This is a genomic window from Paenibacillus nitricinens (assembly GCF_052056485.1).
Classification (GTDB): domain Bacteria; phylum Bacillota; class Bacilli; order Paenibacillales; family Paenibacillaceae; genus Paenibacillus_AQ; species Paenibacillus_AQ nitricinens.
The window spans coordinates 3,208,321-3,233,381 of record NZ_CP183948.1; the positions used below are offsets into that span (position 1 = coordinate 3,208,321).

Sequence of the window (25,061 nt, forward strand, 5' to 3'; positions counted from 1 at the left end):
ATTAACACTCGTCATGGCTGTTATTGCTATCATATTATTATTCCCGATTGTGATCACATTCACAAATTCGCTTATGACAGAGAAAGAAATTGAGATCAATTATGGATCTATCGGGCAGATGAACGAAGTAATTGAAGGGAGAGAAGCTATCTTTGTGAATTTAAAATTACTGCCGGATCAAGTGTCCTTGGAGCAGTATGCTAAGGTTTTCCTAGACAACCCTAAATATCTGACGATGTTCTGGAACTCAGTATTCTTGGTTGTACCCATCATTGCAGGACAAACATTGGTAGCAGCACTCGCTGCCTATGCTTTCTCTAAGCTGAAATTCCGGGGGCGAGATCCTTTGTTTCTTATCTATGTCCTAACGATGCTTATGCCTTTCCAAGTGACGCTGGTACCGAACTATATTATGGCGGATAAGCTAGGCATATTAGATAGTTCATATGCGATTATATTACCAGGAATTTTCGCAGCGTTTGGTGTTTTTATGCTCAGACAATTCATGCTGGATATACCTTACGCGTATATCGAAGCGAGCAAAATGGATGGTGCAGGACATTTTTTGATTTTTTACAAGATTATTATTCCGATGATTAAGCCAGGTCTGGCAGCACTCGTTATATTATTGTTCGTTGATTATTGGAATATGGTGGAGCAGCCGCTAATCTTTCTAGAAGATCCGTTTAAGCAGCCCTTGTCAGTGTTTTTATCGAGGATCAATGAAGAAGAGCGGGGCATTGCTTTTGCTGCATCCATACTATACATGGCTCCAATGGTGATGCTATTTTTATATGCGGAATCGTATTTTATTGAAGGCATTCAATTGTCTGGTATCAAAGGTTGATTGGAGGAGAATGACGGGATATGGAGTTAGGTATAGAGCCGACTGATCGTAGACGTAAACGAAATATTCAAGTCGTCTTCATGGTTTTTATGGGATTGTTATTGTTTTTCACAGTATTCAGTAACACTATACAGTCTTTGACGTTGCCGAAAGTAAGAACTGAAAAACCAACAAAGGGTAATCTGTTACTTACGATTGAAGCTAGTGGGATATTGCATCCACTCGCTGAAGCTAAGCTTTCGAATACAACCGGACTGAAGGTGCAACAAATTCTTGTGAAAGAAGGTCAGCGTGTAGAAAAGGGACAAAAGCTTATTATCTATGAGAGCAAAACGGCTGAGCAAGAATTGAAAGATGAAATAACTAATTTGGAAAAGCTGAAAATTGATCAACAGAATAGACAAGACCAGTACATCCAGTCCGCGCTGGAAGAGGATGAATTCAAAATTCGAAATGCAAGACGTGATATCGAAAAAGGTAAGTTAGATATCTTAGCCCAGGAAAATAAGATTAGCGGATTAAAAAATCGTCTAACAAGCGAAAAACAACTATTTTCTCCGTTTGATGGATTAATTTCAAAACTGAATGCCGTTGAAGGATTAACTTCATTGGGAGAACCGGAAGTTATTGTATCGAACAGCAGTCAGGGTTACAGATTGGATATTATTATGGATTCTGCACATTTATCTAGTTTAGGGATTTCTACTGGAGAAAAGGTAGAGGTCGATGTCGATATGAGCCATGGACAAGAAGCCCAGACCATAAGTGGCTCCATCGAAGAAATTGTGAATTCAGAGTCACGTATTGATAGCTCTTCTAGTAATGATTCGGGGAAGACACAAACCATTCCTCAAAAGGCTTTGAGAATCAAAGTCGTTGATCTAGAACTTAAAGGGGGTGAACAGGCTCGGGTCAAATTCGAGAAACGATCACTCCAAGAGGGATTACTCCTATCCAAAGAAGCTATTCATGAGGATCGCGAAGGTTTGTTTGTCTATAAAGTTGACGAGCAGCGGGGGGCATTAGGCAATGTTTTTGTCGCTAAGAAAGTTCGTATTCATTCCAGTGAAAAGAACGAAAAAGAAACGATGATTCAATCAGATGTCCTCTATGTGGAGGATTCAATTATTCTGGAAAGTAGTGAACCTCTTGAAGACGGGAACCGAGTTCGACTGCAATAAGAAATCATATCAACGAGAAAATAGGAGGAAAAAATCAAATGATCAAAATGAAGAGTAACAAGCTGGGGATGTTGGCGATGGGGATGGCTATGCTTGCGACGGCCGCCTGTAGTAATTCGGGAAGCGAGTCCGGGACGAACGATCAGGGAAAACCCGTCTCGGCAGAAGGAAAAACCGTCGTGAATTTTTCGGTACGGGAGTCGAGTTCCTTCTTTGAAGCGGCGGAAAAAAGATTCGAAGAGAAGTACCCGGACATCGACCTGCAAATTCAAGCCGTGAAAAAAGCGGAAGAAGACTGGAAGCCCGGAGATTACGAGAAGTATACGAAAACGACGAATACGGAGCTGTTATCGGGCAAGGGAGCGGACATTCTCGAAGTGGCAGAGCTGCCGTTCGAATCATATGCAAGCAAAAAGCTTATCGCAAATATGAACGAGTTGTTGAAACAAGACACGTCGCTGAGTGGTGTCGACCTGCAAGCGAAGCTCGAAGTATTCAAGACGGACGGTAACTTATACGCCATACCGCTCGGGTACTTCATGAGAGGGTTTATTGGCGACGGAAATCTACTGGCCGACGAGAGTATCGACGACAGCCGGTGGACGTGGGCCGAATTCGCCGAGGTCGCGAAGGGCTTGATGTGTAAAGAGAGCGAAAGCGGCATGGACCGACGCTACGCTTTGGCTAACGAACCGCCGGATTTGATACTGTGGGAAATCGTCGTCGACGGCTATGCCAATTTTGTGGACGTCTCGGGGAAAAAAGCTTCCTTCGACTCCCCAAAATTCGTCGCTGCCATGCAGCAGGTCAAGAAGATGTACGACGACGGCATCGCGACCGCCGAGCCGGCCGAAGTCGGCCGCCAGTTGTTTTACTCTACCGTGTTGAGTTCACCAGGCAATTTGATCGATGAAATTCACTATTATTTCGCGAATCCGAAGCTGATCGGGAAGCCGCAAGCCGGAACGGTGGGTACGAGGCTCGCCCCAAGCGTTCAGCTTGCGATTAGGGACAATTCTCCGGTGAAGGATGAGGCTTGGAAATTCATCTCATTCCTGTTGTCTGAGGAAGTGCAATCGATGAAGGAAAGGGAAGATTACGGATTCTCGATGTTGGACTCGGTAAACGAGAACGAACTGAGGGACGTTCAGAAGCAGGTGAACGCTGGTACCTATAAGCTTCCAAGCGGAAAAAAGCCGCAAGTTTCCGCTGAGCAGTTCGCCCAGTACGAACAGTTCATGCGGTCTGCGGGGTATTTCACGCGGATTGACGGAAAAGTCGTGCGAATGATCGGAGATGAATCGCCCGCCTTCTTCAGCGGTCAGAAGTCAGCCGATGAGGTCGCCAAGCTGATTCAAAACCGGGCGACGACGTATTTGAACGAGTAACGGTTTAAGGGAGGGGGAACTCATGTACAAACGATTAAAGTCATATGCTGTAGTTCTGCTCAGTGCAATGATGTTTAGCCAATCTCTTGCAAACGGCACATACGCAGCATCGACAGGAGTTTCAGACGCAGCGGTATTCATTTTTGACAAACTTGGTTCAATAGCTTTGAAAAGTAATGTCAACGTGAAGCTGATAGATATGGATATTTTAGAGCAACCGAGCGGTAATATACTTATATATACACTTAGTTATAGCAATGGTAGCAGCAATAGTGTAGCTCACGTTGATTATTTCTCTAGGGTTACTACAAATGGTGGATCAGTCATTCAAGGCAAACCTATCACGAGAGAGGTCACCAAAAAAATCATACCTCCTAATAGTAGCCAAATCGTCACGTATTACGTGAATATTGGAAAGTCCACACGATTAAACGGTACTAAAGTAACCCTATTTACTTGGGATTTCAGTAGCCAGGATTATCAGAAAAAGCTAGGTGTATTTACCATTCCAGCTAGTTATTCAGCTGTCGTTCCTCAAGGTCAGAGCAAGGAAATCACTATGGATAATCTGCTAGTAACCATCAAAGCAGAAAGTCTGCAAAGGCTTAAGACGAATGGAAAAATCTATATGAGAGTAGGCGTTAGCTTTACGAATTTGGGTAAAAAAGTGCTCAGCGACACCGTTTATAAAGCATACCTGAAATCGGCCGGTGGTTCGGTGTTCGATCTTAAGCTGGAGAACGTCAGTGGCAGTTTCAATGTACAGTCTCAAGAGAAGAAGACGGTTTACTATTTAACGGAAGTTCCTTCTTATATGAAGACTGAACAAATGATATTGCAATTCGCGCAAGAAGATGAAACTTTGAAAATAATGCTTCCAGTTAAATCTTTCAAGCTTCCTGCAGTAACAACTTCTGACTTGGCTGTGGCTAATTATGCTGTTAAGAAGATTTCTATTAAGAATAACACCGTTGAAATGCAATTGAAGAGTGCTTCTGTATATTCGGAAAATGATTCCGCGAAATGGAATCTTGAGTTCCGTCTTAAGAATCTTGGAAATAAAGCTATCACGCTACCTGCATACGAGCTTACGGTTAAAGCTGCTGAAGGATTTAGTATTCCGGTAGATTCAAAAGCACTTGAAAATGTAACATTGAAACCGCTTGAAGAGAAAATTATCAATCTTAATGCGGACGTGCCATTAGAACTTAATCAAGGTAAGCTGCAGTTGCAATGGACGGAGCCCTCTGTTGATGACAAGGTTATTTTTCCAACTGCGCAGTTTAACATCCCTTATTCTCTGGAGAACAATAATCTGATGGGTCAAGAGTATACGGTCCAGAACAGGTACGGAAAATTTATGGTGAAGCTGGTCTCCTATCAGCGGTTACCATGGGATGATACGGATCAAATCGTAACTAATATAAGCATCCGTAACACCGGCTTAACCTCAGTACAGTTACCTTCTCTCAAAGCTATAGTCAAAGCAGGAATGAGTGATCAGAGCAGCTCAGCCCAGATCGTGACCACAAATACGCAAACGTCGCTTGCTCCTAATGAAGCAACAGAGATCTATGTGATAGCGAAAGTTCCATATACTTATAGTTTCAATCAGCTAAAGATTGTACTGCAGGCCACCTCAGGAGATGAAGTTACGAAGTTTCTCTCTATGAATACAAGTTCGCTAAATAATGTAATTCATACAATTTCTGTAGGTGAAACTCATCAAATGAACTCGTTAAGCAAAAAAGCAAAAGTTAGCGAGCGCCGGACAACCACTTATAATGAAAATAGTTCTAACTTGATCTATACGGAACTGGAAATGATTAACGAAGAGCCGCGCCAGTCGAAACAGGCACAGCTTGTGGCTTATTACAAGACACCTGATAACCAATTTTTCAAGGCGGTGGTTAGCCAATCGATAACTCCAACAAGCCCAAATGGTAAAAATTTGGTTACTATCTGGAGTAAACTTCCGCAAGGAGTGAGTACATCCGATCTTATGCTTTATATTGGGGAAGGGATTGCTGACGGCAAGCTTACAGATTTAGGGGGGACATCCACTGGATTTATTAATAGTGTTAAATTAGCACTTACTCCTAATACAGTAATCCCACACAATAATCTAACAAGTGTCGATCTATTCCCTTACAACTTATCGGTTGCCAATGCAGCGGGGACGATTACTGAAGAGAAAGGCACATTAGATGTAGTTGTAAACTATAGCTTATCCGAGAAAGAAGATTTTGAAGCAGGTCACTATGAACATAAGTTAGTCTTAGAACTCATTGACCCTTACGGACAATCCATGGAAAAGACTTTGGAACTGGGGGCAGATTTGCCAATGGGTAAGAATAAATCATACTTAGCCTCATTTAATAGTAACTTCCACAAAATATTAAGGGGAGGAAGCATTCGTATCAATCTATATGATGAATTCCAGGGTCATAGGATGTTACTAGGGGGTCAGTCCTATCCGTTAACTTACATTTCAGCAGAACCGAAAAACTCTAATAGTAATGGTAGCTCAGGCAATTAAAATTGTAGGAAGCTGGGTTAAGAAAAAAGTCAAAAGTGTTGGCATAATAGCCAGCACTTTTTTATATTTTTATGAACTTTTTATGGAAATTCCTTCAATGTATGTTCTTTACATTGACTGTCCTCATTCTTTTCGTTAAGATTACCTCTGCGCTTCAATGCCAAAAAGCAAAAAAGCAAAAAAGCTTGAAAGTGAGGAAGCGATTAATCATTATTATTATCCCAATACAATGTTAAGGAGCATTATTGTCATGGAACGTCAGCTTAGTTTCTCAAAAAGCATGATCATCATCATTTTTATTCTCGCACTTCTATTTGTATCCATCTTTCTATTGAAAGCGGAGCCGCATCTGCCGCTTCTCGTAACTACAATAGGCACGGCCGTCTTATTAGGGATGTTTGGGTTCTCTTGGAAAAAGATCGAATCTGCCATTATTCAAGGGATACAAACGGCCATCATGCCAATTCTAATCCTCATGCTGATCGGAATTCTGATTGCGGTATGGATGATGAGCGGGACAGTGCCTTCGCTTTTATATTATGGTATGGATTATATTAATCCGAATTATTTTGCGGTGAGCGCATTATATGTCACGATCATCGTCTCGATGTTCACTGGAAGCTCATTTACGACAGTAAGCACGATCGGTGTTGCTTTAATGGGTATTGCAGTAACTACGGGGATTTCCCCAACTTTGGCTGCTGGAGCGATTATCAGTGGGGCTTGTTTTGGTGATAAAATGTCGCCACTTTCCGATACCACGAATTTTGCTCCCGCAGTAGCCGGCATCCCTTTATTTACACATATTCGTAACATGGTCTACACAACGTTACCAGCGCTTGTTATAACTACAATCTTTTTCTTGTTCGCACCAAAGGGCAACTCAATCGACTTAACCTCGATTACGGACATTAAACTTGCTTTACAAGATGGTTTCCATATTCATTGGTTAACGCTGCTATCTCCTATAGCTGTCATTGCTTGTTCGATCAAGCGGGTGCCGATCCTGCCTACGTTAATTGTCGGAATAATAAGTGGTCTTCTTGTGACGGCTTTCGTTCAGCAGCAGACAGAAATCGATGTCTGGTTTAGTGTGATGCAGAACGGATATAACAGTAATATCGCGAATGAAATGGTTGCTTCCATTGTCAATCGCGGAGGGATGCAATCGATGATGTGGTCTGTATCCTTAATCTTAATTGCCTTATCTTTAGGTGGTTTGATTCAGCATTGCGGTGTGATCGAGGCTTTTTTCCGTAAACTCATTCAACCCCTTAAGCGTAAAAGCAGCATTGTTCTTATGAGCGGAGCATCCTCCATTGCGGTAAACGGCATGACGGGTGAACAGTATCTTTCGATCCTATTGCCGGGGCAAATGTTCAAAGATGAATATAATCGCCGAGGCATTCCAGCGAGAACACTGTCCCGGACGCTAGAGGATTGTGGAACATTAGTTAATCCATTGATTCCATGGGGTGTTAGTGGCGCCTTCTTCGCAGTGACTCTGGGTGTACCTGTTATAGAATATGCACCTTATGCAACCTTCTTATGGTTAAGTCCATTCATCACATTTGCTTATGTTTTGATCCCTAAACTGCAAAAGAACTCACTGGGTGTGGATAAAGAAATCTCAAGATAATGGACACCATATGCATTGATTCAACGTATATAAAGAATACTATGCGTTGAGTCAATGTGATCAAGCTAGTGTTCTAAGCTGAAAAAGTGGACTATTTATCGGAGGTAATAACAGTGAGTCGCAGTAAGTTACAAGATCGAATCAGATTAGCCAATGTCGAAACCAAGCACGCAGAGCAATTTAATAATCTACTACGTTATGTATTTCAGGTGACCAATCGCGATCTGCAAATCTTTGGCTGGGAGAACCGTGAAATCACTCAGGCAAAGTTGCCAGTTCTTAAGTATGCTGATGTTGTAGGTTGGTTTGATGGAGACAAGCTCATTTCTCAGTTAGCTGTATACCCATTTCAGGTGAATATTTTTGGGCATATCTATGAGATGGGTGGGCTAACGGGTGTTGGAACCTATCCCGAATATGCCAATTTGGGTCTAATGAATAAGCTAATGCTTCATGCTTTAACTAAAATGCGGGATCGTAAACAATCGATATCTTATCTTTTTCCGTATTCAATCCCTTATTATAGAAGAAAAGGCTGGGAAATCATTACCGATAAAATCTCATTTGAAGTACCGGATACCCAGTTGCCAAAAATGAGGAACGTCCCAGGAAATGTGGAACGCGTAACCATTGAGCATCCAGACATCAAAGTGATTTATGATCAGTTTGCCGTACAGCATCATGGGGCGATGATTCGTAATGAGCTAGCATGGGAAGAATATCTGCGGTGGGATTTGGATGATATGACGGTTGGTATTTATTACAATAACAACGATGAACCCATGGGGTACTTGTTATATTGGGTCGCCGAAGAAATATTTTATATCAAAGAGATGGTATACATTGTTGAAGAGGCTCGAACGGGTTTGTGGAATTTTATTAGTGCGCATTTTTCGATGATTAAGCTGGTTAAAGGGGATATTTATAAAGGTGAACCGTTGTCATTCCTATTAGATGATGGGGATATCAAGGAGACGATTGCTCCCTATTTTATGGCGCGAATTGTGGATGTTCGTTTATTTATTGAACAGTATCCTTTTAAACGACAGGATAAGGACTGTGAGCTTGTTTTTAATCTGAGTGATCCGATGCTTGAATGGAATCGAGGGACATTTACGTTATCCGTAGATAGAGAAGGGAAGGGGAGCCTGCAAGAAGGAGGGTTAAATCCTTCGCTTACGCTTGATATTCCTACCTTAACAACCATGTTAATGGGCTATAAGCGGCCAACCTACCTGGCTCGAATCGGCCGTATTCAGACGGATGAAGTCACGATCCATTTACTTGAAGGACTGATTAGACCAGAGCATCCATATTTCTCTGATTATTTTTAAAAGGGCACGAACCTTTGAAGCATACTCTAAGGAGTGTGCTTTTTTGTTCTTTTTATAGTAGAATAATCTCTCAGCAACACAATATGATATGAGGTGTAAGAATGGCAATTAATTTTAATAAACCAATGATCACTAAATTACAGCAAGAAATTACGGAGCTTGAAAGCAAGATCAAAAACACGCAGAACAAAAAAGAAAAATCAAAATTCAAAATTAATCAATTAGAACAGGATATGAAATTTAGTAAGTCTCACACGGATTTGAGCAGTAAAATGTCGCGAATCAAAAAGTTGAACGATGAGGTAAAGAACTTAAACCGTACACAATCTGATCTTTCAAAAGAGTTAACCGCTAAGAAAAACTCTCTAAAAAAGGTTCAAGCGAACGAAACCACATCTGTTGTGAATAATTCTATAGAAGAATAAATAAGGATATAAAAACTGCATTTTGTATGCGGTTTTTATTTTTTTATCGGCTCATCAGTCTCCCCTCTTAACAATGAGATTTCATGCTTATAGGGTGCGTTGACATACTTCTTTTCACCGATGGAGGGGGTCTCTAGAAGCTTGGGAATGGTCGATAGTTGAGGATGGTGGACTACATATCGTAATGCCCGAAGGCCAATATATCCGTGTCCAATATTTTCGTGCCTGTCTTTTCGCGAGCCCATAATATTCTTGGAATCATTTACGTGAATGACCTTCAGGCGCTCTATTCCAATTACGCGATCAAATTGATCTAAGATGCCATCAAAATCCTCCTTCACATTATAACCAGCGTCGTGGATATGGCAAGTATCCAAACAAATCGATAATCGCTCATTGTGAGTCACTCCATCAATAATAGCTGCAAGTTCCTCAAAAGTAACTCCGCACTCGCTGCCTTTTCCCGCCATCGTCTCTAATGAAACCTGAACATTTCGTTTATCGGCTAACACTTCATTCAAGCCTTCTATGATCCGCGAGATTCCAGCCTCTGAACCCGCACCAACATGGGAACCGGGATGTAGGACAATTTGCGTAGAGCCTAAAGCTTCCGTTCTTATAATTTCGGATTGAAGAAACTCTATACTGTGCTCGAAGACCTGAGACGATATCGTATTCCCTAAGTTCACAATAAACGGAGCATGTACCACAATATTTGAAATGCCGTTAGCGCACATGTGAGCTTGGCCAGCTTCAATATTCAAGGCTTCAATGGGTTTGCGACGTGTATTATGAGGTGCTCCGGTATATATCAGGAAGGTGGTCGCTCCATAAGATGATGCCTCTTCGCTAGCCCGAAGGAGCATCTTTGGTCCAGTCATGGATACATGTGACCCAAGGAGTAAAGACATCAGATTTAAACCTTCCTTTCTTTAGAGAAGTAGATTGATTTTAGTCATTAATTGATGTCATTATATATCTATTAACATTTGTAAAATGCCCTAATGTTATGTATTGTAGCTAATTACGCAATTGCAACTGCAAGTGGCGCAAACGCAACCTCAATCATATAGCCTTTACTCCATTGTTTTTCTATAATAAAGGTAATATTTAGCAAAGGAGAGTAATCCAATGTCTTTTAGCGAAAAAGTGTTGCAACTTAGAAAAGAAAAAGGTTATTCCCAGGAAATGCTGGCTGAAAAGCTGTGCACGTCTAGACAGGCAGTCAGCAAGTGGGAAAACGGACAAGGGTTCCCTGAAACCGAAAAGCTGCTTATGATTGGTAACTTATTCGATGTGTCCATCGATTATTTGCTAAAGGAGGGCGAGGTGAAGGGCGGTGTTGAAGAGCGTGGGTATTATGTCAGTCAAGAGATGGCGGAAGGGTATTTGATTCATCAGCAAAAGTCATCCAATCGCATTGCGACAGGCGTGTGCCTATTAATTATGGCTTTTTTGCCGTATTTCATGCTTAGAAAGGAACCCGTCATTTATTCCTTTCTTATTATCATTTTGTTGGCAGCAGGGGGTATTGTTATTCTTGTGTCCGCCATATTGAAGAACGACGAAAGGTACCATGTGCTGGATAAAGAGACGCTGATGTTGGATCAAGGTTATGTGAAACAATTGACGGAACGTTTGAATAGATTAAAGAGTAGGTATGTAACTATGAGCATTGTGGGTGCTGGTATGTTAGCGGTAGGCGGAATGGGCTTTTTGCTGGAGAAAAAGGGGATCTCTGAAGGCGTTTTAGTCCCTTATTATCCAATTTGCGTCATTTTGATCGCTATGGGCGCATATGTAATTATTCGAACATCTACACTGTGGTCCTCTTATAGTCTGCTGATCTATAATGAGAAACATGTTAATCAGAGAAATGACGGCTTCTGGAGAAAAATCAAAAAGAAGTTGGCCGAATAATAAGCTTGGTGAAAAATATGCCTCGTCAGGGAAAATGCTGACGAGGTTTTATAATTTAATGGCTCCGCAATGTTGTCTCAATTGGGTTATGCTAACTAAGTTATTGAGCTGCCTGAAAGCATGAGAACTGTGCAAGAAGCCGCAGAAGCGATTGGCTTATACGAAAAATCGCTATTCAGTAGCGGCAATCGTCTCACCTTGTATTGGTTTCAATCCGTTCTCCCACCTAACAGGGATAGAATGAGAGGTGAACAAATTCACTCCGTCAGAGATTTGAAAATGCAAATGGGGCTCACTAGTGTTGCCTGAGTTACCTGTTAGCCCAATGACATCACCTTTTTTGACTTTATCGCCTGGCTTTACTGTAATCGATCCTTTCTTAAGATGGGCTAAATGGCTGTATTCGCCACCGTGATCGATGACCACGTTATTTCCGGTTGCCTGATTAGGGTTCATGACACCGACGGGTTCATTATCTTTAATATCATTCACTACCGACACAACTGTACCATCCGCTGGTGCAACAATATTTTTTCCAAAGGCATAATAGCTTTTGTTTTTCAGCGGGTCCCCTTTATAAGAATAGTGATCCTTGGCTTGGATGAAATCATAGGCGTAACGCTGGATCTCTACTTCATAATGATAATTTACGAGGACATTCTCTCCACCCCAAAATACATACCAGTCACCTTGGAAGGGCAATGCGTATTCATGCTTACTAAGCTTTGTATCAGTTTCAGGGGAGGATGTAAGCTCTTGAATCTGGATTAATGAAATGGTTCCATCCGGATCAAACATTCCGATAAGTCCCTTATTGCCTGCATCGCTCACCCATGTGCGACGATCAAATCCATTAAGCTGCATGTCAGAAGCTTGATTCAGTGACTGGATATCCTTAGTAAATTCCTTAGCAGTCTCAGCTAATTCCGTTTCACTTACCTCATCTTTCAAAGACTGGCTAAATTGAGCGTACATTTCTTTATAGTTCCCTTTAAGCAGTAACTTAGGAAGATCATCTGGAAGGAATACGGTTTCGTTTGATGTTACGGCTGAACTGGATGTTTGCTCCATTTTTGCATTATTAATATCCCCTTTTCCTCCTCCACATGCTGTTAATAGTAAGGTAAGTGATCCTATCGCCATGATTGTTTTTGCTGACACCCCAGGTTTATTTGTAATTTTCTTAGCGCTTTTATCTATGTTTATCGCCTCCCATAGTGAAATTGTAGCAACCCAGTCTTAGCGCTTCTGAAACTTTGTATGAATTCGTTCTTAACTTTTTTGGAAATCTACGAACACGAATTAAGCTTCCGTTAAGGAAAGTGCGATTGATCGCGAGAAAAATCATGCTATGATGATAAAAACATCGGTTATTTGGAAAGGGAATTACACAATGAATGAAGCTTCGATTTTACTTGTGGATGATGAGCAATCGCTTTTGGAGATTATGGAGACAGTGCTGCGCAAGGAAGGTTTTCTGAATATTGATACAGCGGTGACGGGTGAAGAGGCTTTGAGTGCCTGCGAAGCCCATAAATATGATTTGATTGTATTGGATGTGATGTTGCCAGGACGCAGCGGAATCGAAATCTGTCCATTTATCCGGCAGACGACGGACGCACCCATCCTATTTCTTACAGCTCGAACCTCTGATTTTGATAAGCTGACTGGATTTGCTATAGGTGGCGATGATTATATCACCAAACCCTTTAATCCACTTGAAGTGGTAGCTCGCATTAGAGCACAACTGCGGAGATATTTAAGCTCGCCCGCCCATTTCAGTGCTGAAAAGAAAGCAGAGACCGTTCACAATAAATCTGCGACCGTTTACGATTATGGGAGGTTTAAACTCGATGAGACAGCAGGAGAGCTACTCGTTGAGGGGGAGTCGGTCTCTTGTCCGGCACTTGTATTTCAACTGCTTTTGTTCTTATGTAAACATCCCAATCAAATCTTCAGCAAAAGCGAATTATATGAAAGGGTTTGGGGGGAAGAAGCGTTAAGTGACGATAACACGGTCATGGTGCATATTCACCGCATTAGAGAACGTATAGAAGCAGACCCGTCTGACCCGAAATTTATCGTTAATGTTAGAGGCCTTGGCTACAAGCTGGTTAAAGTGGAACGCCAAGGGTTGTCTATGCCATGAATATCAAACGCCGACTAACGTTAAAATTTGTACTTCAGCTTGCAATTACTGGCGTGGTGGTTCTCGCTATATCTGCTGTGACGCTAACTTGGATCTTGCTGCGGTTTCTTGATATCAGTCTGACGCGTGATTTTGCTAATGTGGGTCTAGAGCAATTGGTTGAATCTTCTAAGATTGATGAGAACGGTATTCAATTTTCCCCAAGCTTACTGGAGCAAGTGAAGAAAAATAAAGGCTGGCTTCAAAGTCTTAATGAAGATGGGCAGGTTGAGAGTGCCTATAATACACCCAAAGATGTACCTACACAATATGGTCCTGGTGAAATAGTTTCTTACTGGATGGGGGCTCAGCCATCTCCTTATCAGCTCGCTTTATGGATTCAAGAAAAGAATGGTAAACAGTACACACTGGTATATGGCGCACCTAATGTATTAGATCCTTTATTAAAGAAAATAAAGGAAGATTCATCCGTCGATGCGAAAGAGTTGCCGGAAATTCCTGATGATCTAAAAAAAGAGATTAAATCTGCTCAAGCTTATGTCCAGCTTATAGATTCATCAGGCAAGGAATTACTTTCGTATAACAGACCTAATATGATTCCCACGAAGTATTCCGTTCAAGAGCTTGCGCTTAGAACCATGTACAGTGATCGATATGGCTACCATGTTCTATCTTCTTTTGATAAGGAGTCAGGTCGTACTTGGATCATCGGAGAACCTAATATCAAGGGAGCAGATTCAGGAAAAACAATGCGGGTTCCAGAAGAGGTTAAGGTCGTGATCATCGGCTCGGTTGCTATGCTTATCGCTTTATTAATCGCGTTTATACTACTCTCGTTATGGCAAGCCCATCGTTTTGGTGCGCCAATGCTGCATATGCTCGTATGGCTCGATTCCATTGGAAATGCCATTTATACAGAACCAACGGATCGTAAAGGCCTTCGTCGCAGTCGAACACCCATCGGTAAATGGAGGCGAAGATATCGTGTTTTTGCTGATGTGATGGATTCCATTGAGAAATTATCAACAACCTTGAAGAGAGATCAAGTGTTGCGTGAGGAGACGGAAAGCTTACGAGAGGAATGGATCGCGGGTGTTACCCATGATTTGAAAACTCCATTATCCTCTATCACAGGATATGCTCATTTACTGGCCGAACCGTCATATGATTGGTCGAAAGAGGAAGTTCATAAGTTTACAACAACGATGTTAGATAAATCTGCCCATATGGACATGTTGATCAGTGATCTTGCGATGACCTATCGTTTAAAGACAGGAATTAAACCACCGGAGACCATGGGAGTTGAATTGAATACTTGGATGCAACAAGCTCTAGAACAAGCTGCTGCTAATCCTGCCTATGGGAAACAGCGAATTGTATTTCTGCCTGCACAAACCGAAGTCAAAGCTCAATTGTACACACCTTGGCTGGAAAGAGTTGTCAACAATTTAACTGCGAATGCGTTGCTCCATAACCCGCCGGATACGAAGTTAACCGTCTCGCTTATTCATCATCAGACGGACAGCGGATTTATCATTCAATTTGCTGACGACGGCGATGGAATGGATGAAGAAACAATGATTCGGCTATTTGAGCGATATTATCGAGGAACGGATACAGCATCTACCTCCAACGGCTCTGGACTCGGTATGGCAATCTCCAAAGGATTGATCGAATGCATGGGTGGTCAGATTGCTGTAGAGAGTCATGTAGGTAAAGGAACGGTTATTAAGTTAATATGGAGCTGATCTCTCCATTCAAGCCCTCGCTGTATTCCAACCGGAAACCGCGAGGGTTATTTGTATTTATTAGGTTGAAATAAGTTCAGGAATATAAAGGAGTTGACATCCTTTTAGAATGTAACTACAATAGTTACAGGTTAGTGTTTATTAAGAGGAATCATATCATTCATATTTGAGGAGGAAATTTAAATGAAAATAGCTATAACAGGAGCAACAGGTCAATTCGGATCCTTAGTAATAGAATCTCTACTTAAAACTGTACCCGCAGGAGATCTTGTAGTTAGTGTTCGGAATCCAGATAAAGCAAGTGATCTTAAAACGCGTGGAGTGGAAGTCCGTCATGGTGACTTTGATCAGCCGGAGACGCTGGCTACAGCATTTGCCGGTGTGGATCGATTGTTAATAGTTTCTGCAGATGGGGATAACGAGACTCGGATTCGCCAACATAAAGCAGCTGTTAATGCAGCTGTTAAAGCCGGGGTTGGGTTTATTGCCTACACAAGCGTAGGAGATGCAGAGAAGAGCGAGCTGTTCCTTGCTGAAGTACATCGTGTAACTGAAGAAACCATTCGAGCTACAGGAATTCCTTTCAGTTTCCTTCGTAACAACTGGTATATGGAAAATGAGGTTGGATCGATTCAAGGTGCAGTAGCAGGTGCTCCATGGGTAACTTCTGCTGGGAGTGGTAAGGTTGGCTGGGCTGCACGAGGCGATTATGCAGAAGCTGCCGCAAATGTTCTGACAGGGGAAGGACATGAGAATACGGTCTATGAATTGTCTGGCAAGCCTTTAACACAAGATGAGTTGACAAAGATTATAGGTGACGTAATCGGTAAAGAAATCAAAGTGATGCAAGTTGATGACGAAGCTTATGCGAAAATTATGGCTGAGGTCGGTGTACCAGAAGCTGCACTGCCAATTGTTGTTGCGATTCAGCGTGGTATTCGTGAAGGATGGCTGGATATTGTAAGTGACGATCTGGAGAAAGTATTGAGTCGTCCTGTCACTCCGTTAGCGGATGTCATTCGTGATTTAGTAAATAGTCTGCAAGCTTAAATAATATATCAAGATTAAAGGCCTCTTCTTGGTGAATAACCAGAAGAGGCTTTTTTTGTGCATCGTTAATATCAATGATAAAGGTTTCGTGAAAATTCACTATTATAACGTGGCTTCTGTCAGATCTCATGTTAATGTAATAATGATATAATAGGAAACATATGTGAACTATTGGTGTTATGAGAATGATTGAATCGAAGAGAAGGGGTTGAATATTAATGAGAACAAAAATCTGGATGGCTTCTGGTGCAGCAGTTGTAGTTGTTTTAGGGGCAGTTTTATTTATGGGGGGAAACGATAATAAATCTCCTGCAGCAACCGATACAGCTAACGTTAAGCAATTGGTGCAGCAATATAGCTCAAGCAGCATGAAAGACCTCTCTGCTTCCATCACTTCAGAGCAGCTCATTGTGACCGACAGCAACAATAAATCAACCAAATATGACTTGCCCAAAGATGAGTTTTTTGTTTCCATCGCACCATATGTTAAGAATACACACCCGTGTGCAACACATAGCTTGACCGGATGCCAAGGGGAATTAACAGAACAAGCGTTTAATGTATATGTCGAGGACACTGAGGGCAACGTGATTGTGGATCAAACTATACAGTCTCAATCTAACGGCTTCATTGATCTTTGGTTACCTCGCGATAAGAAATATAATGTAACGATTGAACAGGATGGTGTAAAAGCGAAAGCCGCACTTTCCACTTTTAAGAGTGATAATACATGTGTAACGACCATGCAATTAGTAGAGAGTATCTAAGCACCAGAGACAGCGAAGTCGCTACTTTCTCTAAAAATTCCATATCAGGCCTGCCATTTATAATCCTTCCATTTCATGAAACCTTGATCTAATAGGTTCAATTTATGGGAGTTTTTTTTATGCTTCTGCAAGAATATATAGGTTTTCAGGTATAGTTTATTTATAGTTATTTTCCACGTCTTGGAAATGGTATAATCTGATGGATATCAAGATTCGAGCTTTTATAGGGAGTGCTATTATGCTTAGTTTTAAGAATACAACATTGGAATTATCTAATAGTGGGATTGATACAGTTGTTCTATCAGTAGGGGCAACGGAGCAATTTGGACCCAGTTTACCTATGCATTTGGATACGCTTATTGCAGAGTTATATGCAGATGCTTACGGGAGAGAATTAAATGCTTACGTGTTACCTACTTTACCGTTCAATACCTCTGAAGAACATGCGAATTTCAAAGGAACGGTTACAGTAAGTCCAATTATTTTAACAACCATGTTAGAAGAAATTATTTGTAATTTAATAAGACAAGGCTTTAGAAAGTTCTTGGTATGTACAGGACATGGTGGATCCTATTGGGAGGGAGCATTTGTTAAACAAATCAACTATAAGTACCCTCAGATTATTTTAATTACCGCAAATCATAATAATCATAATGCATGGGATGAGGCCGTTGAAGCGGCAGGCTTAGAAAATTTAAATGAGATGCATGGGGGATTATTATCCGTTTGTACTGCTATGTGGCTCTGTCCTGAGTTGGTTAAGATCAATTCAATGGGCTCAGATATCCCTTCAGAAAACCGGATGTATGCAGATTATTTAGGATGGGAAAAGTTAACACAGGATGGTTGTTGGGGAAAGTTTGAAGAAGGAAATTATACTAACGAAGAACTAGCTGAAAAAGGTAAAGTATTTTGGAATACATTCATTCAAAAAAGAACTCAAGGCTTACGAGAAATCCTTGAAGAAGGGTATCGTCGAAAAACTCAAGGGTGATGCTCTATGATAAACTTAGTGGGTACTTCATTTTTGAGAGGAGATAGAGGAATGGATAAAGATCTGATTATTGGGGATGTCTTGCAGGAGTTAGCAGGTACGCGTCGTATGCTGGAGAAGCTGACGCAGGAGCATATGACATGGAAACCACACGAAAAGTCAATGAGTCTCGGTGGGCTATCCACACATCTCGTCAATCTGCTAAACTGGCAATCAGCCATTCTTCTTCACTCGGAGTTTGATTTAGCATCTGTATCATATCGTCGAGAAGCGCTGGAGAGCCCAGCCGCAGTTCTGCAAGAGTTCGACATGAGAGCTCACGAGATCGAAAAATTAATAGCTGATAGCAATGTAGAGACACTTGGTGAGGAGTGGACACTGCGTAATGGCACAGCGGTTATCCGCCGTCAGACACGGGCAGTCGCGCTTCGTACCATCGGATTGAATCACATGATTCACCACCGGGCACAGCTTGGGGTATATTTCCGACTTCTAAATATACCAGTTCCGGGCCTTTACGGCCCCTCGGCAGATGAATTAGCGAACGCCTAACGAATGAATTTCTTAATGCGTTAAGGATCGGAAAGTTGAAAAAAACAAATCGGCATGATAACATGGATACAAATTAATGATCGGAGTTGAAAAGTATAGTGTAGTAATTATTCTTGCGACACATGATGAATAAAACAACAAAAACGGTTTATTTCGTTTGTTTTATTTTTTGTATGCAAGAAAGTTACTACTTCTTTTCACTCGAACAATATATCCTTATCTAACTCCATTAGGGGCTAGATTTGCTGTATTTATTTGAGTCACAAGAAAGTAACTTTCTTGTGGCTTTTATTTTTTTATACAGGAGGATACTTATATGTCATTAATAAATGTTACCAATCTAACCTTTGCCTATGAAGGCAGCTACGATAACATCTTTGAGAATGTTAACTTTCAAATCGATACGGATTGGAAATTAGGATTTACCGGAAGAAACGGTAGAGGAAAGACCACCTTTTTGAGTTTATTACTAGGAAAATATGAATACAGCGGAAATATCTCTGCGCATGTCAGTTTTGAATATTTCCCTTTTCAAGTGGATAACAAGGAGCTTAATACTCTGGATGTGATCTGCGGGATTTTCCCGGAATATGTTCATTGGAAATTACTGCGTGAACTTTCATTATTAAAGGTGTCTGAAGATGTGTTATATCGGCCCTTTGACTCATTGTCTAACGGAGAGCAGACGAAAGTGCTGTTAGCCACGCTCTTCATTAAGGAAAATAGCTTCCTATTGATCGATGAACCTACCAATCATTTAGACATGACGGCAAGAAAGCTGGTCAGTGATTATCTCAATACGAAAAGTGGATATATTCTGGTCTCTCATGACAGATCTTTTCTTGATAATTGTGTAGACCATATTTTGTCTATAAATAAGACGAATATAGAAATTCAAAAAGGCAATTTTTCAAGCTGGTGGGAGAATAAAGTCAGACAAGATAACTTTGAGCTGGCAGAGGACGAGAAACTCAGAAGAGATATTAAACGCTTATCTGCTTCTTCTAAACGGACAGGCAACTGGTCACATGAAGTGGAAAAAACAAAAAACGGAACGAGAAATTCCGGCTCAAAGGTAGATAAAGGCTACATTGGACACAAGGCCGCTAAAATGATGAAACGCTCTAAAGCCATTGAGCAAAGACAAAATTCTGCGATCAACGAAAAGTCTAAGCTTCTTAAAAATATCGAAAATTCTGAGAACCTAGAGATTACACGGCTTGACTATCATAAACGTCAACTTGCTGAGCTAGACAATATTTCGATTTTTTACGGTGAAAAAAAGGTTTGTTCAGACGTAAGCTTCACAATCGAGCAGGGTGAGCGTATTGCTCTGTCGGGTAAAAACGGCTCAGGTAAATCAAGTATCATCAAATTGATGTGTGGTGAGGATATAGATTTCACAGGCACTCTCACAAAGGATAATCAGCTTATCATTTCCTACGTATCCCAAGACACCTCTAATCTTCAGGGGAATCTAACGGATTATGCCAGAGACAACGGAATCGATGAAAGTCTGTTTAAATCTATTCTACGAAAGCTTGATTTTTCTAGAATCCAATTTGATAAAGATATATCCACTTACAGTGGTGGTCAAAAGAAAAAAGTACTGATTGCCAAAAGTCTTAGTGAGAAAGCTCATTTGTACATTTGGGATGAACCGCTTAATTTTATTGATGTCATTTCACGTATGCAGATTGAAGAGCTGTTGCTTGAATACACGCCAACTCTTGTTTTTGTGGAGCATGATCGGGAATTTTGCAACAATGTTGCTACGAAAATCGTTGAACTTTAATACAAATGAAGAAATGAAGGGGAAGTCGACAGAGTTTATCTGTCGGCTTTTTTGTATTATTTTACAAACGCTGCGCATTTAAAAAAGCAAGTTAATATCCCCCTATAAAAGTTATGGATTACCTCCGTGCAATCCTAACTCGTGTCGAGTACTATGAAACTAAAGACTATAATTTCCAAAAGAAATTGTTGTACATCCAAGTGAGTCAGGAGGGAGATCAGATGCTTAGTGTACTTATAGTGGATGATGAATATGAGATTCGTGAAGGATTGCGGAATCGCTTTCATTGGGAAAATTACAATATTACAGAGGTTCTTGTTGCGGATGATGGTGATGTGGCTTTACGTACGGCACTTGAGATCAGGCCCGCTCTGATTATTACAGATATCAAGATGAACCGCATGTCTGGTCTGGAATTCCTTAGCGCCTTATCTGCCGAAGAGGAGTATAAGCCTGAGAAGATTATTGTAAGTGGTTATGATGATTTTGAACTGGTCAAGCAGGCCATGAAAATAGGGGTATGCGATTATATTTTGAAACCAATTAATTTGGATGAACTAGGTAAAATGGTAGATAAATCGATAGAGAACATCAATAAAAAGGAGATGGATCATCGGAACCGGCAAATGCTTAAGAATCAGGCGGTCTTCGCCATCTCCACAATGCGCGAGGAATTATTAAAGGAAATGATTGAGCAGGTTTATGACCCTAATCTTGAAATGCGTAGATACCACCGTCTTCAAACATTGGAGCTTGAATGGATGCTAAAGGAGCCCACGATGTTGATTGTCGTTGAGGCTGATAATTTAAAAGCGATAGAGAATAAAAATCCGCATGAGAAGGAACTGATTCTATTCGGGATTAGTAATGTGTTACATCAGACGCTTGAAGAGGAATACGCCCATCCTTCTGCTCTCTATAAGGACCGTTATAACCGCTGGATTATTGTGCTGGGGAGCCTTTCGCAGGAGCATTCGGATATCGCACAGGGCATGGCACAGCTCTTCATTCAAAGAATCAATGATTTTGTCAAAATCACTGCTAGTGCAGGAATGCTGACTAAACCGGGCAATACAAGAAACTTGCACCATATGTATATTGAGGCTGTAAGTGTAATGGAGCAAAAGGCGGTTTATGGGGGTAACAGATTATTCACTGAGCAAGGACTATTTTACGACGGTGAGAGTGATAACTTGTCACTTCAGAACCCGGAAGAAATGCTTGATTTGGTTCGATATGGTTCGGATGATGATATAACAAAAGCGATGGATAACTTCATAGAGATGATACAGTCTTGGCATCTTACACAACTAAGGGATATCCAGCAGAAAATTTTCGAATGGCTGTTCGAAGTGTTCCGGCGGGGAGCGGAGGGAACCGTTCTTAAGAGTTGGAAAAATAATCCTATCGCAGTTTGGGAGCTGTTGGAGCAATACGATACTCTGCAGGCGCTTCGTGAACAAACAGAGATCTTTCTGCATGAGATTGCTGCCGACTTTCGAAAGCTTTCGCATACACCCAGCCAAATTGTTAGCGAAGCTGAGAAGATTTTACACCGTGATTATGCTGAAAGCCTAACGCTGCAAATTGTAGCTTCTGCGGTTCACGTAACTCCGGTTTGGCTTAGTAAGTTATTTAAGAAAGAACTGCATATGACCTTTCTCGAATACTTAACAGATATTCGTATTAAAAAGGCAAAAGAAATGCTATACGATGTGCAGTTTAAAATTTATCAAATTTCCTATCAGGTCGGCTACAAAGACCCGGTGCATTTCTCAAAGCTTTTCAAGAAACAGGTAGGCTGCACACCTAAGGATTTCAGAAGACAGCTTGGAATTGCTGAAGAATAAAGAATCCAGGCGACTCGGTTCAGTAGAATCGGGTTGCCTGGATATTTACGAGTGTTAAGACTTAAGAAGTCGTGATCCCTATGGTTACAATCCCTGCCTTACTTACCGGAAGTGGTTGTGACTGAACGACGGATGTTTTCTCCTCCAGAATGTTGCTGAGGTACAGATTGGCATTCACATGGGAATGAATACTTAGATCGGAGGGTGTGTCAGCGAGATTGTACCAGCGTGCCATTAGATCTCCATTATCTTCATTGATTTTTAAGCTGGAAAAAGCTATTTCTTTACCTTCCCATGCCAGAAAACTGTGCACAGGAGGAAGTGTTCCTTCATGAATCCCTGTCTGAACAGTAGTGACGGGAACAGCAAAACGGTAGGCTTCACGGTAGGCCGCGAAGCGGTTGTCACCTCCGCTATGCGGGATAAGGCTCCACTCTGCTACATTAACGCCAAGGCACTGAGCGTCAGGGGTATGGAAGACGCCCCAGTCGCCAAGTTCACCTATCGAACGAAGGAGTGTTAGGGCAATAGTACCTTCTTCATCCTGCAACACCTCATACTCGTTCAGACCTTTACCAGATGCAGTCAAGCCGCGTTCATTAGCATGTACATCCACAAACGACTGCATATGCTGGCAGTTGCTTGGGTTCTCCCATTCAGGTGCAGGTACAGTCTCGCGCTCGGCGACTTCAAAGACAGAATCGGCATAATGGTGCGCTGCCTTAACCCCAGATGGTAGCAGAACCCGGAGACGATGATCCTTTGCAGTATTGTCGATACGAGTATGCACTTGCAAGGAATGACCTTCACGCTGCAGACTGATGCAGGTCACAATATTCAGAGTGACAAGCTGCTGTGACCGGACTGACTTCCGCTGCCGGAACTCAACCATGGTTTCTACTTCCTGCTGAAGCTGTTCATCGGCTGAGACCGGAACTTCTAGGGTATGTCTGATTTCAAAAGCAGCTCTGTAAGGGGTATTCTCCGTTAGGTGAATCTCCGCAGGGATGCCGCGTGTAGTTATGGCTACATCACCTTCGGGTTGTTTGAAAATGTATTCATTGCCTATGTCACCGACATCCTCGTATACACCCAGACCGCTGTATAGCTGTTCACTGGTTTTATCGAACATAGAGAAGCTTCCATCTTCTGCCACGCGGATTCGAAGATATTCATTCTCTATAGTGAAGTCTTCGGTGATCATAGTGCCTGATAAAGTCTTTGGTATCGCTGAATCCTTTGTGGGAATCCAAGAAAAAGTTGCCAGTCCTAGGGCAGGAAGCGATTTTGTCTCAAAGGTTAGCCGTAATGCACGGGCCATATAAGGCTGTCTGAATTTATCGTTTGGCAGCTCGTAACCGAAGCGTACCCCCAGATCTTCAACAGTGCAGTCTAATCGATCACCTTGGGAGTTGACCAGGTAGCCCTCGGCATGCGTTCTGTCCGAGACTTGCTTGAATATGGCACTTGGGTCTTCACTTTGATTGAAGAAACGGTGAGACCACTCAATTTCCAAGGTCACTACGCTGCTGCTAGAATAGCCGCTAGTATTATAAACTACGAACGGAATGGCGTCTTCTCCAAATGATGCGAAGATAGAGGTGTCGACCTTAGCACTAATGAATCTGGCGCTTTCAGTTATGAGAGCTGACCCGACCTCCATGCTTTTTGCAAACCGAGTCTTCATCTCATGGTAGACCTCATCTACGCTGCAGCCGCAAATGCTGTCATGCGGATGGTTCTGCATGAGAGTCTTCCAGGCATATTGCAGTAGACCATGGGGATAAGGTTTGCCTAATCCGTGTGCGAGTGCGGCTAGTGGCTCAGCTATTTTTTCAAGCAACGTCTGGTTCTGTTGGTTAAGCTGCTTGATGTATATCCTCGCTGAAGCAGTATTCACTAGGGAGTACCAGCCATCTGTATGTTGCCCGCGAAGCTCTCCTGTAGTTAGGGTTAAGTCATCGGGAAGCTCCTCTTTAATGGCTTTTACATAATCATCATAATTAGAATGAATGAATTCGCAGTCTGGATATAAATCACGCGCAACCCGTAAAGCTTCAGAAAGATCGGTTTGGATGGGCTGGTGATCACAGCCGTTCATGAGCAGTAAGTGCCGGGTGGAGGCGTATTGTCTGGCACGTGCAAGACGATGATTCCAGTAGCTTTTAGCTGTGTCAGGATCTACAGGAATTTCCATGCCGTTGTTGTACCAATTCGCAAAGAGAATACCAAGCACTTTGGAGCCATCAGGGGATTGCCAGATCAGCTCAGAGTAAGGAGATTCTTGGTCAGAGGTTTCTTCCACACGATTGTTGAAACCCGTGGCTTTTACCCCTCTGCCGAAGACGGCCGTATCGATACCAGCTTGCTGAAGAATCTGCGCAGCTTGACCCATATTGCCAAAAGAATCGGGGAAGTAGCCGATCTTAGAGATGGGACCGAATGTCCTTGCATCACGATGTCCGATTTGCAGGTTGCGAACATTCGCTTCACCGCTCGTTAGGAATTCGTCTTGAAGAATGTACCATGGCCCGAGGGAGAGCTTGCCATCATCGCACAGTTTTTGGATCATTTCACGCTTCTCCGGATAAACCTGCAAATAATCCTCCACTATAATGGTTTGTCCATCTAAATAGAAGCTTTTAAAATCCGGGTCGGATTCAAATGTGTCGATCAAGGAATCTATAGTTTCAATAAGCTTAACGTGATGGGCTTCATAGGGCATATACCATTCCCTATCCCAGTGAGTGTGAGAAATGACATGTACAACGGTTTTGCTAGCTCCAGTCAATACGTTTCCTCTTTTCCATTAGATGATGAACGCTACAGCCTAATTATAGTAAATGCATTTTTTACCACAATGAGTGAATTGCAAATTTTCGC

The 25,061-nt window shown here is 41.9% G+C and carries 19 protein-coding genes; 16 read left to right on the plus strand and 3 right to left on the minus strand.

All coding sequences use genetic code 11. The features are described from left to right. Positions 1-13 precede the first annotated feature (13 nt). The 7 genes from ACN6KS_RS14320 to ACN6KS_RS14350 all read left to right on the plus strand — a co-directional run bounded on the left by ACN6KS_RS14320 (position 14) and on the right by ACN6KS_RS14350 (position 9,353). Positions 14-847: a carbohydrate ABC transporter permease gene (locus tag ACN6KS_RS14320; RefSeq protein WP_179281498.1), complete on the plus strand. Its 834-nt coding sequence runs from the start codon at positions 14-16 to the stop codon at positions 845-847. Between the two features lie 20 nt (positions 848-867). Next, on the plus strand, positions 868-2,028 hold the full coding sequence (locus ACN6KS_RS14325; protein WP_440962280.1) for an efflux RND transporter periplasmic adaptor subunit: 1,161 nt from the start codon (positions 868-870) through the stop codon (positions 2,026-2,028). A gap of 38 nt (positions 2,029-2,066) precedes the next feature. Beyond that, a complete protein-coding gene (locus ACN6KS_RS14330; protein WP_440962281.1) occupies positions 2,067-3,416 on the plus strand; it encodes an ABC transporter substrate-binding protein in 1,350 nt (449 codons plus the stop codon). Positions 3,417-3,438: 22 nt separating this feature from the next. Beyond that, positions 3,439-5,955, plus strand: a complete 2,517-nt coding sequence (locus ACN6KS_RS14335) for a hypothetical protein (protein WP_440962282.1) — start codon at positions 3,439-3,441, stop codon at positions 5,953-5,955. 250 nt (positions 5,956-6,205) lie between these two features. Beyond that, positions 6,206-7,594 carry a Na+/H+ antiporter NhaC gene (nhaC, locus tag ACN6KS_RS14340; RefSeq protein ID WP_440962283.1) on the plus strand — a complete coding sequence of 463 codons (1,389 nt, stop codon included), beginning with the start codon at positions 6,206-6,208 and terminating at the stop codon, positions 7,592-7,594. Between the two features lie 113 nt (positions 7,595-7,707). Beyond that, the gene (locus ACN6KS_RS14345; RefSeq protein ID WP_094868704.1) at positions 7,708-8,928 is read left to right on the plus strand and encodes a GNAT family N-acetyltransferase; all 1,221 of its coding nucleotides are present in this window, start codon (positions 7,708-7,710) and stop codon (positions 8,926-8,928) included. Positions 8,929-9,029: 101 nt separating this feature from the next. Next, the gene (locus ACN6KS_RS14350) at positions 9,030-9,353 is read left to right on the plus strand and encodes a hypothetical protein (protein ID WP_094868705.1); all 324 of its coding nucleotides are present in this window, start codon (positions 9,030-9,032) and stop codon (positions 9,351-9,353) included. A 35-nt stretch (positions 9,354-9,388) separates the two neighbouring features. On the opposite strand, the gene ACN6KS_RS14355 is transcribed toward ACN6KS_RS14350, so the two are convergent. Then, the gene (locus ACN6KS_RS14355; protein ID WP_094868706.1) at positions 9,389-10,264 is read right to left on the minus strand and encodes a deoxyribonuclease IV; all 876 of its coding nucleotides are present in this window, start codon (positions 10,262-10,264) and stop codon (positions 9,389-9,391) included. Between the two features lie 220 nt (positions 10,265-10,484). Between ACN6KS_RS14355 and ACN6KS_RS14360 the strand changes: the two genes are divergently transcribed. Then, positions 10,485-11,273, plus strand: a complete 789-nt coding sequence (locus tag ACN6KS_RS14360) for a helix-turn-helix domain-containing protein (RefSeq protein WP_440962284.1) — start codon at positions 10,485-10,487, stop codon at positions 11,271-11,273. Between the two features lie 171 nt (positions 11,274-11,444). Here the strand turns inward: ACN6KS_RS14360 and ACN6KS_RS14365 are convergent, their stop codons facing one another. Beyond that, positions 11,445-12,416, minus strand: coding sequence for a M23 family metallopeptidase (locus tag ACN6KS_RS14365; RefSeq protein WP_440962285.1), 972 nt, complete (start codon positions 12,414-12,416; stop codon positions 11,445-11,447). A 250-nt stretch (positions 12,417-12,666) separates the two neighbouring features. Here ACN6KS_RS14365 and ACN6KS_RS14370 point away from each other — a divergent pair, with 250 nt between their 5' ends. The 8 genes from ACN6KS_RS14370 to ACN6KS_RS14405 all read left to right on the plus strand — a co-directional run bounded on the left by ACN6KS_RS14370 (position 12,667) and on the right by ACN6KS_RS14405 (position 22,178). Further along, a complete protein-coding gene (locus ACN6KS_RS14370; RefSeq protein WP_094868709.1) occupies positions 12,667-13,422 on the plus strand; it encodes a response regulator transcription factor in 756 nt (251 codons plus the stop codon). Further along, complete coding sequence (locus ACN6KS_RS14375) at positions 13,419-15,170, plus strand: sensor histidine kinase (RefSeq protein ID WP_440962286.1); 1,752 nt, start codon at positions 13,419-13,421, stop codon at positions 15,168-15,170. Before ACN6KS_RS14370 ends, ACN6KS_RS14375 begins: the two co-directional genes overlap by 4 nt. A gap of 183 nt (positions 15,171-15,353) precedes the next feature. Beyond that, positions 15,354-16,220: an SDR family oxidoreductase gene (locus tag ACN6KS_RS14380; protein WP_280786146.1), complete on the plus strand. Its 867-nt coding sequence runs from the start codon at positions 15,354-15,356 to the stop codon at positions 16,218-16,220. Positions 16,221-16,438: 218 nt separating this feature from the next. Further along, positions 16,439-16,987: a CueP family metal-binding protein gene (locus ACN6KS_RS14385; RefSeq protein WP_440962287.1), complete on the plus strand. Its 549-nt coding sequence runs from the start codon at positions 16,439-16,441 to the stop codon at positions 16,985-16,987. A 238-nt stretch (positions 16,988-17,225) separates the two neighbouring features. Then, positions 17,226-17,981, plus strand: a complete 756-nt coding sequence (locus tag ACN6KS_RS14390) for a creatininase family protein (RefSeq protein WP_440962288.1) — start codon at positions 17,226-17,228, stop codon at positions 17,979-17,981. Between the two features lie 51 nt (positions 17,982-18,032). Further along, positions 18,033-18,533, plus strand: a complete 501-nt coding sequence (locus ACN6KS_RS14395; protein WP_094868714.1) for a DinB family protein — start codon at positions 18,033-18,035, stop codon at positions 18,531-18,533. Between the two features lie 316 nt (positions 18,534-18,849). Further along, positions 18,850-20,328: an Lsa family ABC-F type ribosomal protection protein gene (locus tag ACN6KS_RS14400; RefSeq protein ID WP_440962289.1), complete on the plus strand. Its 1,479-nt coding sequence runs from the start codon at positions 18,850-18,852 to the stop codon at positions 20,326-20,328. A gap of 221 nt (positions 20,329-20,549) precedes the next feature. Next, positions 20,550-22,178: a response regulator transcription factor gene (locus ACN6KS_RS14405; RefSeq protein WP_440962290.1), complete on the plus strand. Its 1,629-nt coding sequence runs from the start codon at positions 20,550-20,552 to the stop codon at positions 22,176-22,178. A gap of 61 nt (positions 22,179-22,239) precedes the next feature. Here the strand turns inward: ACN6KS_RS14405 and ACN6KS_RS14410 are convergent, their stop codons facing one another. Then, the gene (locus ACN6KS_RS14410) at positions 22,240-24,969 is read right to left on the minus strand and encodes an alpha-mannosidase (protein WP_440962291.1); all 2,730 of its coding nucleotides are present in this window, start codon (positions 24,967-24,969) and stop codon (positions 22,240-22,242) included. Positions 24,970-25,061: the final 92 nt, after the last annotated feature.

Excerpts from the sequence above, each read along its gene's own strand:
- ACN6KS_RS14320 (WP_179281498.1), top strand. The coding sequence starts at position 14 with ATGGCTGTTATTGCTATCATATTATTATTCCCGATTGTGATCACATTC.
- ACN6KS_RS14325 (WP_440962280.1), top strand. The coding sequence starts at position 868 with ATGGAGTTAGGTATAGAGCCGACTGATCGTAGACGTAAACGAAATATT.
- ACN6KS_RS14330 (WP_440962281.1), top strand. The coding sequence starts at position 2,067 with ATGATCAAAATGAAGAGTAACAAGCTGGGGATGTTGGCGATGGGGATG.
- ACN6KS_RS14335 (WP_440962282.1), top strand. The coding sequence starts at position 3,439 with ATGTACAAACGATTAAAGTCATATGCTGTAGTTCTGCTCAGTGCAATG.
- nhaC (WP_440962283.1), top strand. The coding sequence starts at position 6,206 with ATGGAACGTCAGCTTAGTTTCTCAAAAAGCATGATCATCATCATTTTT.
- ACN6KS_RS14350 (WP_094868705.1), top strand. The coding sequence starts at position 9,030 with ATGGCAATTAATTTTAATAAACCAATGATCACTAAATTACAGCAAGAA.
- ACN6KS_RS14355 (WP_094868706.1), bottom strand. The coding sequence starts at position 10,264 with ATGTCTTTACTCCTTGGGTCACATGTATCCATGACTGGACCAAAGATG.
- ACN6KS_RS14360 (WP_440962284.1), top strand. The coding sequence starts at position 10,485 with ATGTCTTTTAGCGAAAAAGTGTTGCAACTTAGAAAAGAAAAAGGTTAT.
- ACN6KS_RS14365 (WP_440962285.1), bottom strand. The coding sequence starts at position 12,416 with ATGGCGATAGGATCACTTACCTTACTATTAACAGCATGTGGAGGAGGA.
- ACN6KS_RS14370 (WP_094868709.1), top strand. The coding sequence starts at position 12,667 with ATGAATGAAGCTTCGATTTTACTTGTGGATGATGAGCAATCGCTTTTG.
- ACN6KS_RS14375 (WP_440962286.1), top strand. The coding sequence starts at position 13,419 with ATGAATATCAAACGCCGACTAACGTTAAAATTTGTACTTCAGCTTGCA.
- ACN6KS_RS14380 (WP_280786146.1), top strand. The coding sequence starts at position 15,354 with ATGAAAATAGCTATAACAGGAGCAACAGGTCAATTCGGATCCTTAGTA.
- ACN6KS_RS14385 (WP_440962287.1), top strand. The coding sequence starts at position 16,439 with ATGAGAACAAAAATCTGGATGGCTTCTGGTGCAGCAGTTGTAGTTGTT.
- ACN6KS_RS14390 (WP_440962288.1), top strand. The coding sequence starts at position 17,226 with ATGCTTAGTTTTAAGAATACAACATTGGAATTATCTAATAGTGGGATT.
- ACN6KS_RS14395 (WP_094868714.1), top strand. The coding sequence starts at position 18,033 with ATGGATAAAGATCTGATTATTGGGGATGTCTTGCAGGAGTTAGCAGGT.
- ACN6KS_RS14400 (WP_440962289.1), top strand. The coding sequence starts at position 18,850 with ATGTCATTAATAAATGTTACCAATCTAACCTTTGCCTATGAAGGCAGC.
- ACN6KS_RS14405 (WP_440962290.1), top strand. The coding sequence starts at position 20,550 with ATGCTTAGTGTACTTATAGTGGATGATGAATATGAGATTCGTGAAGGA.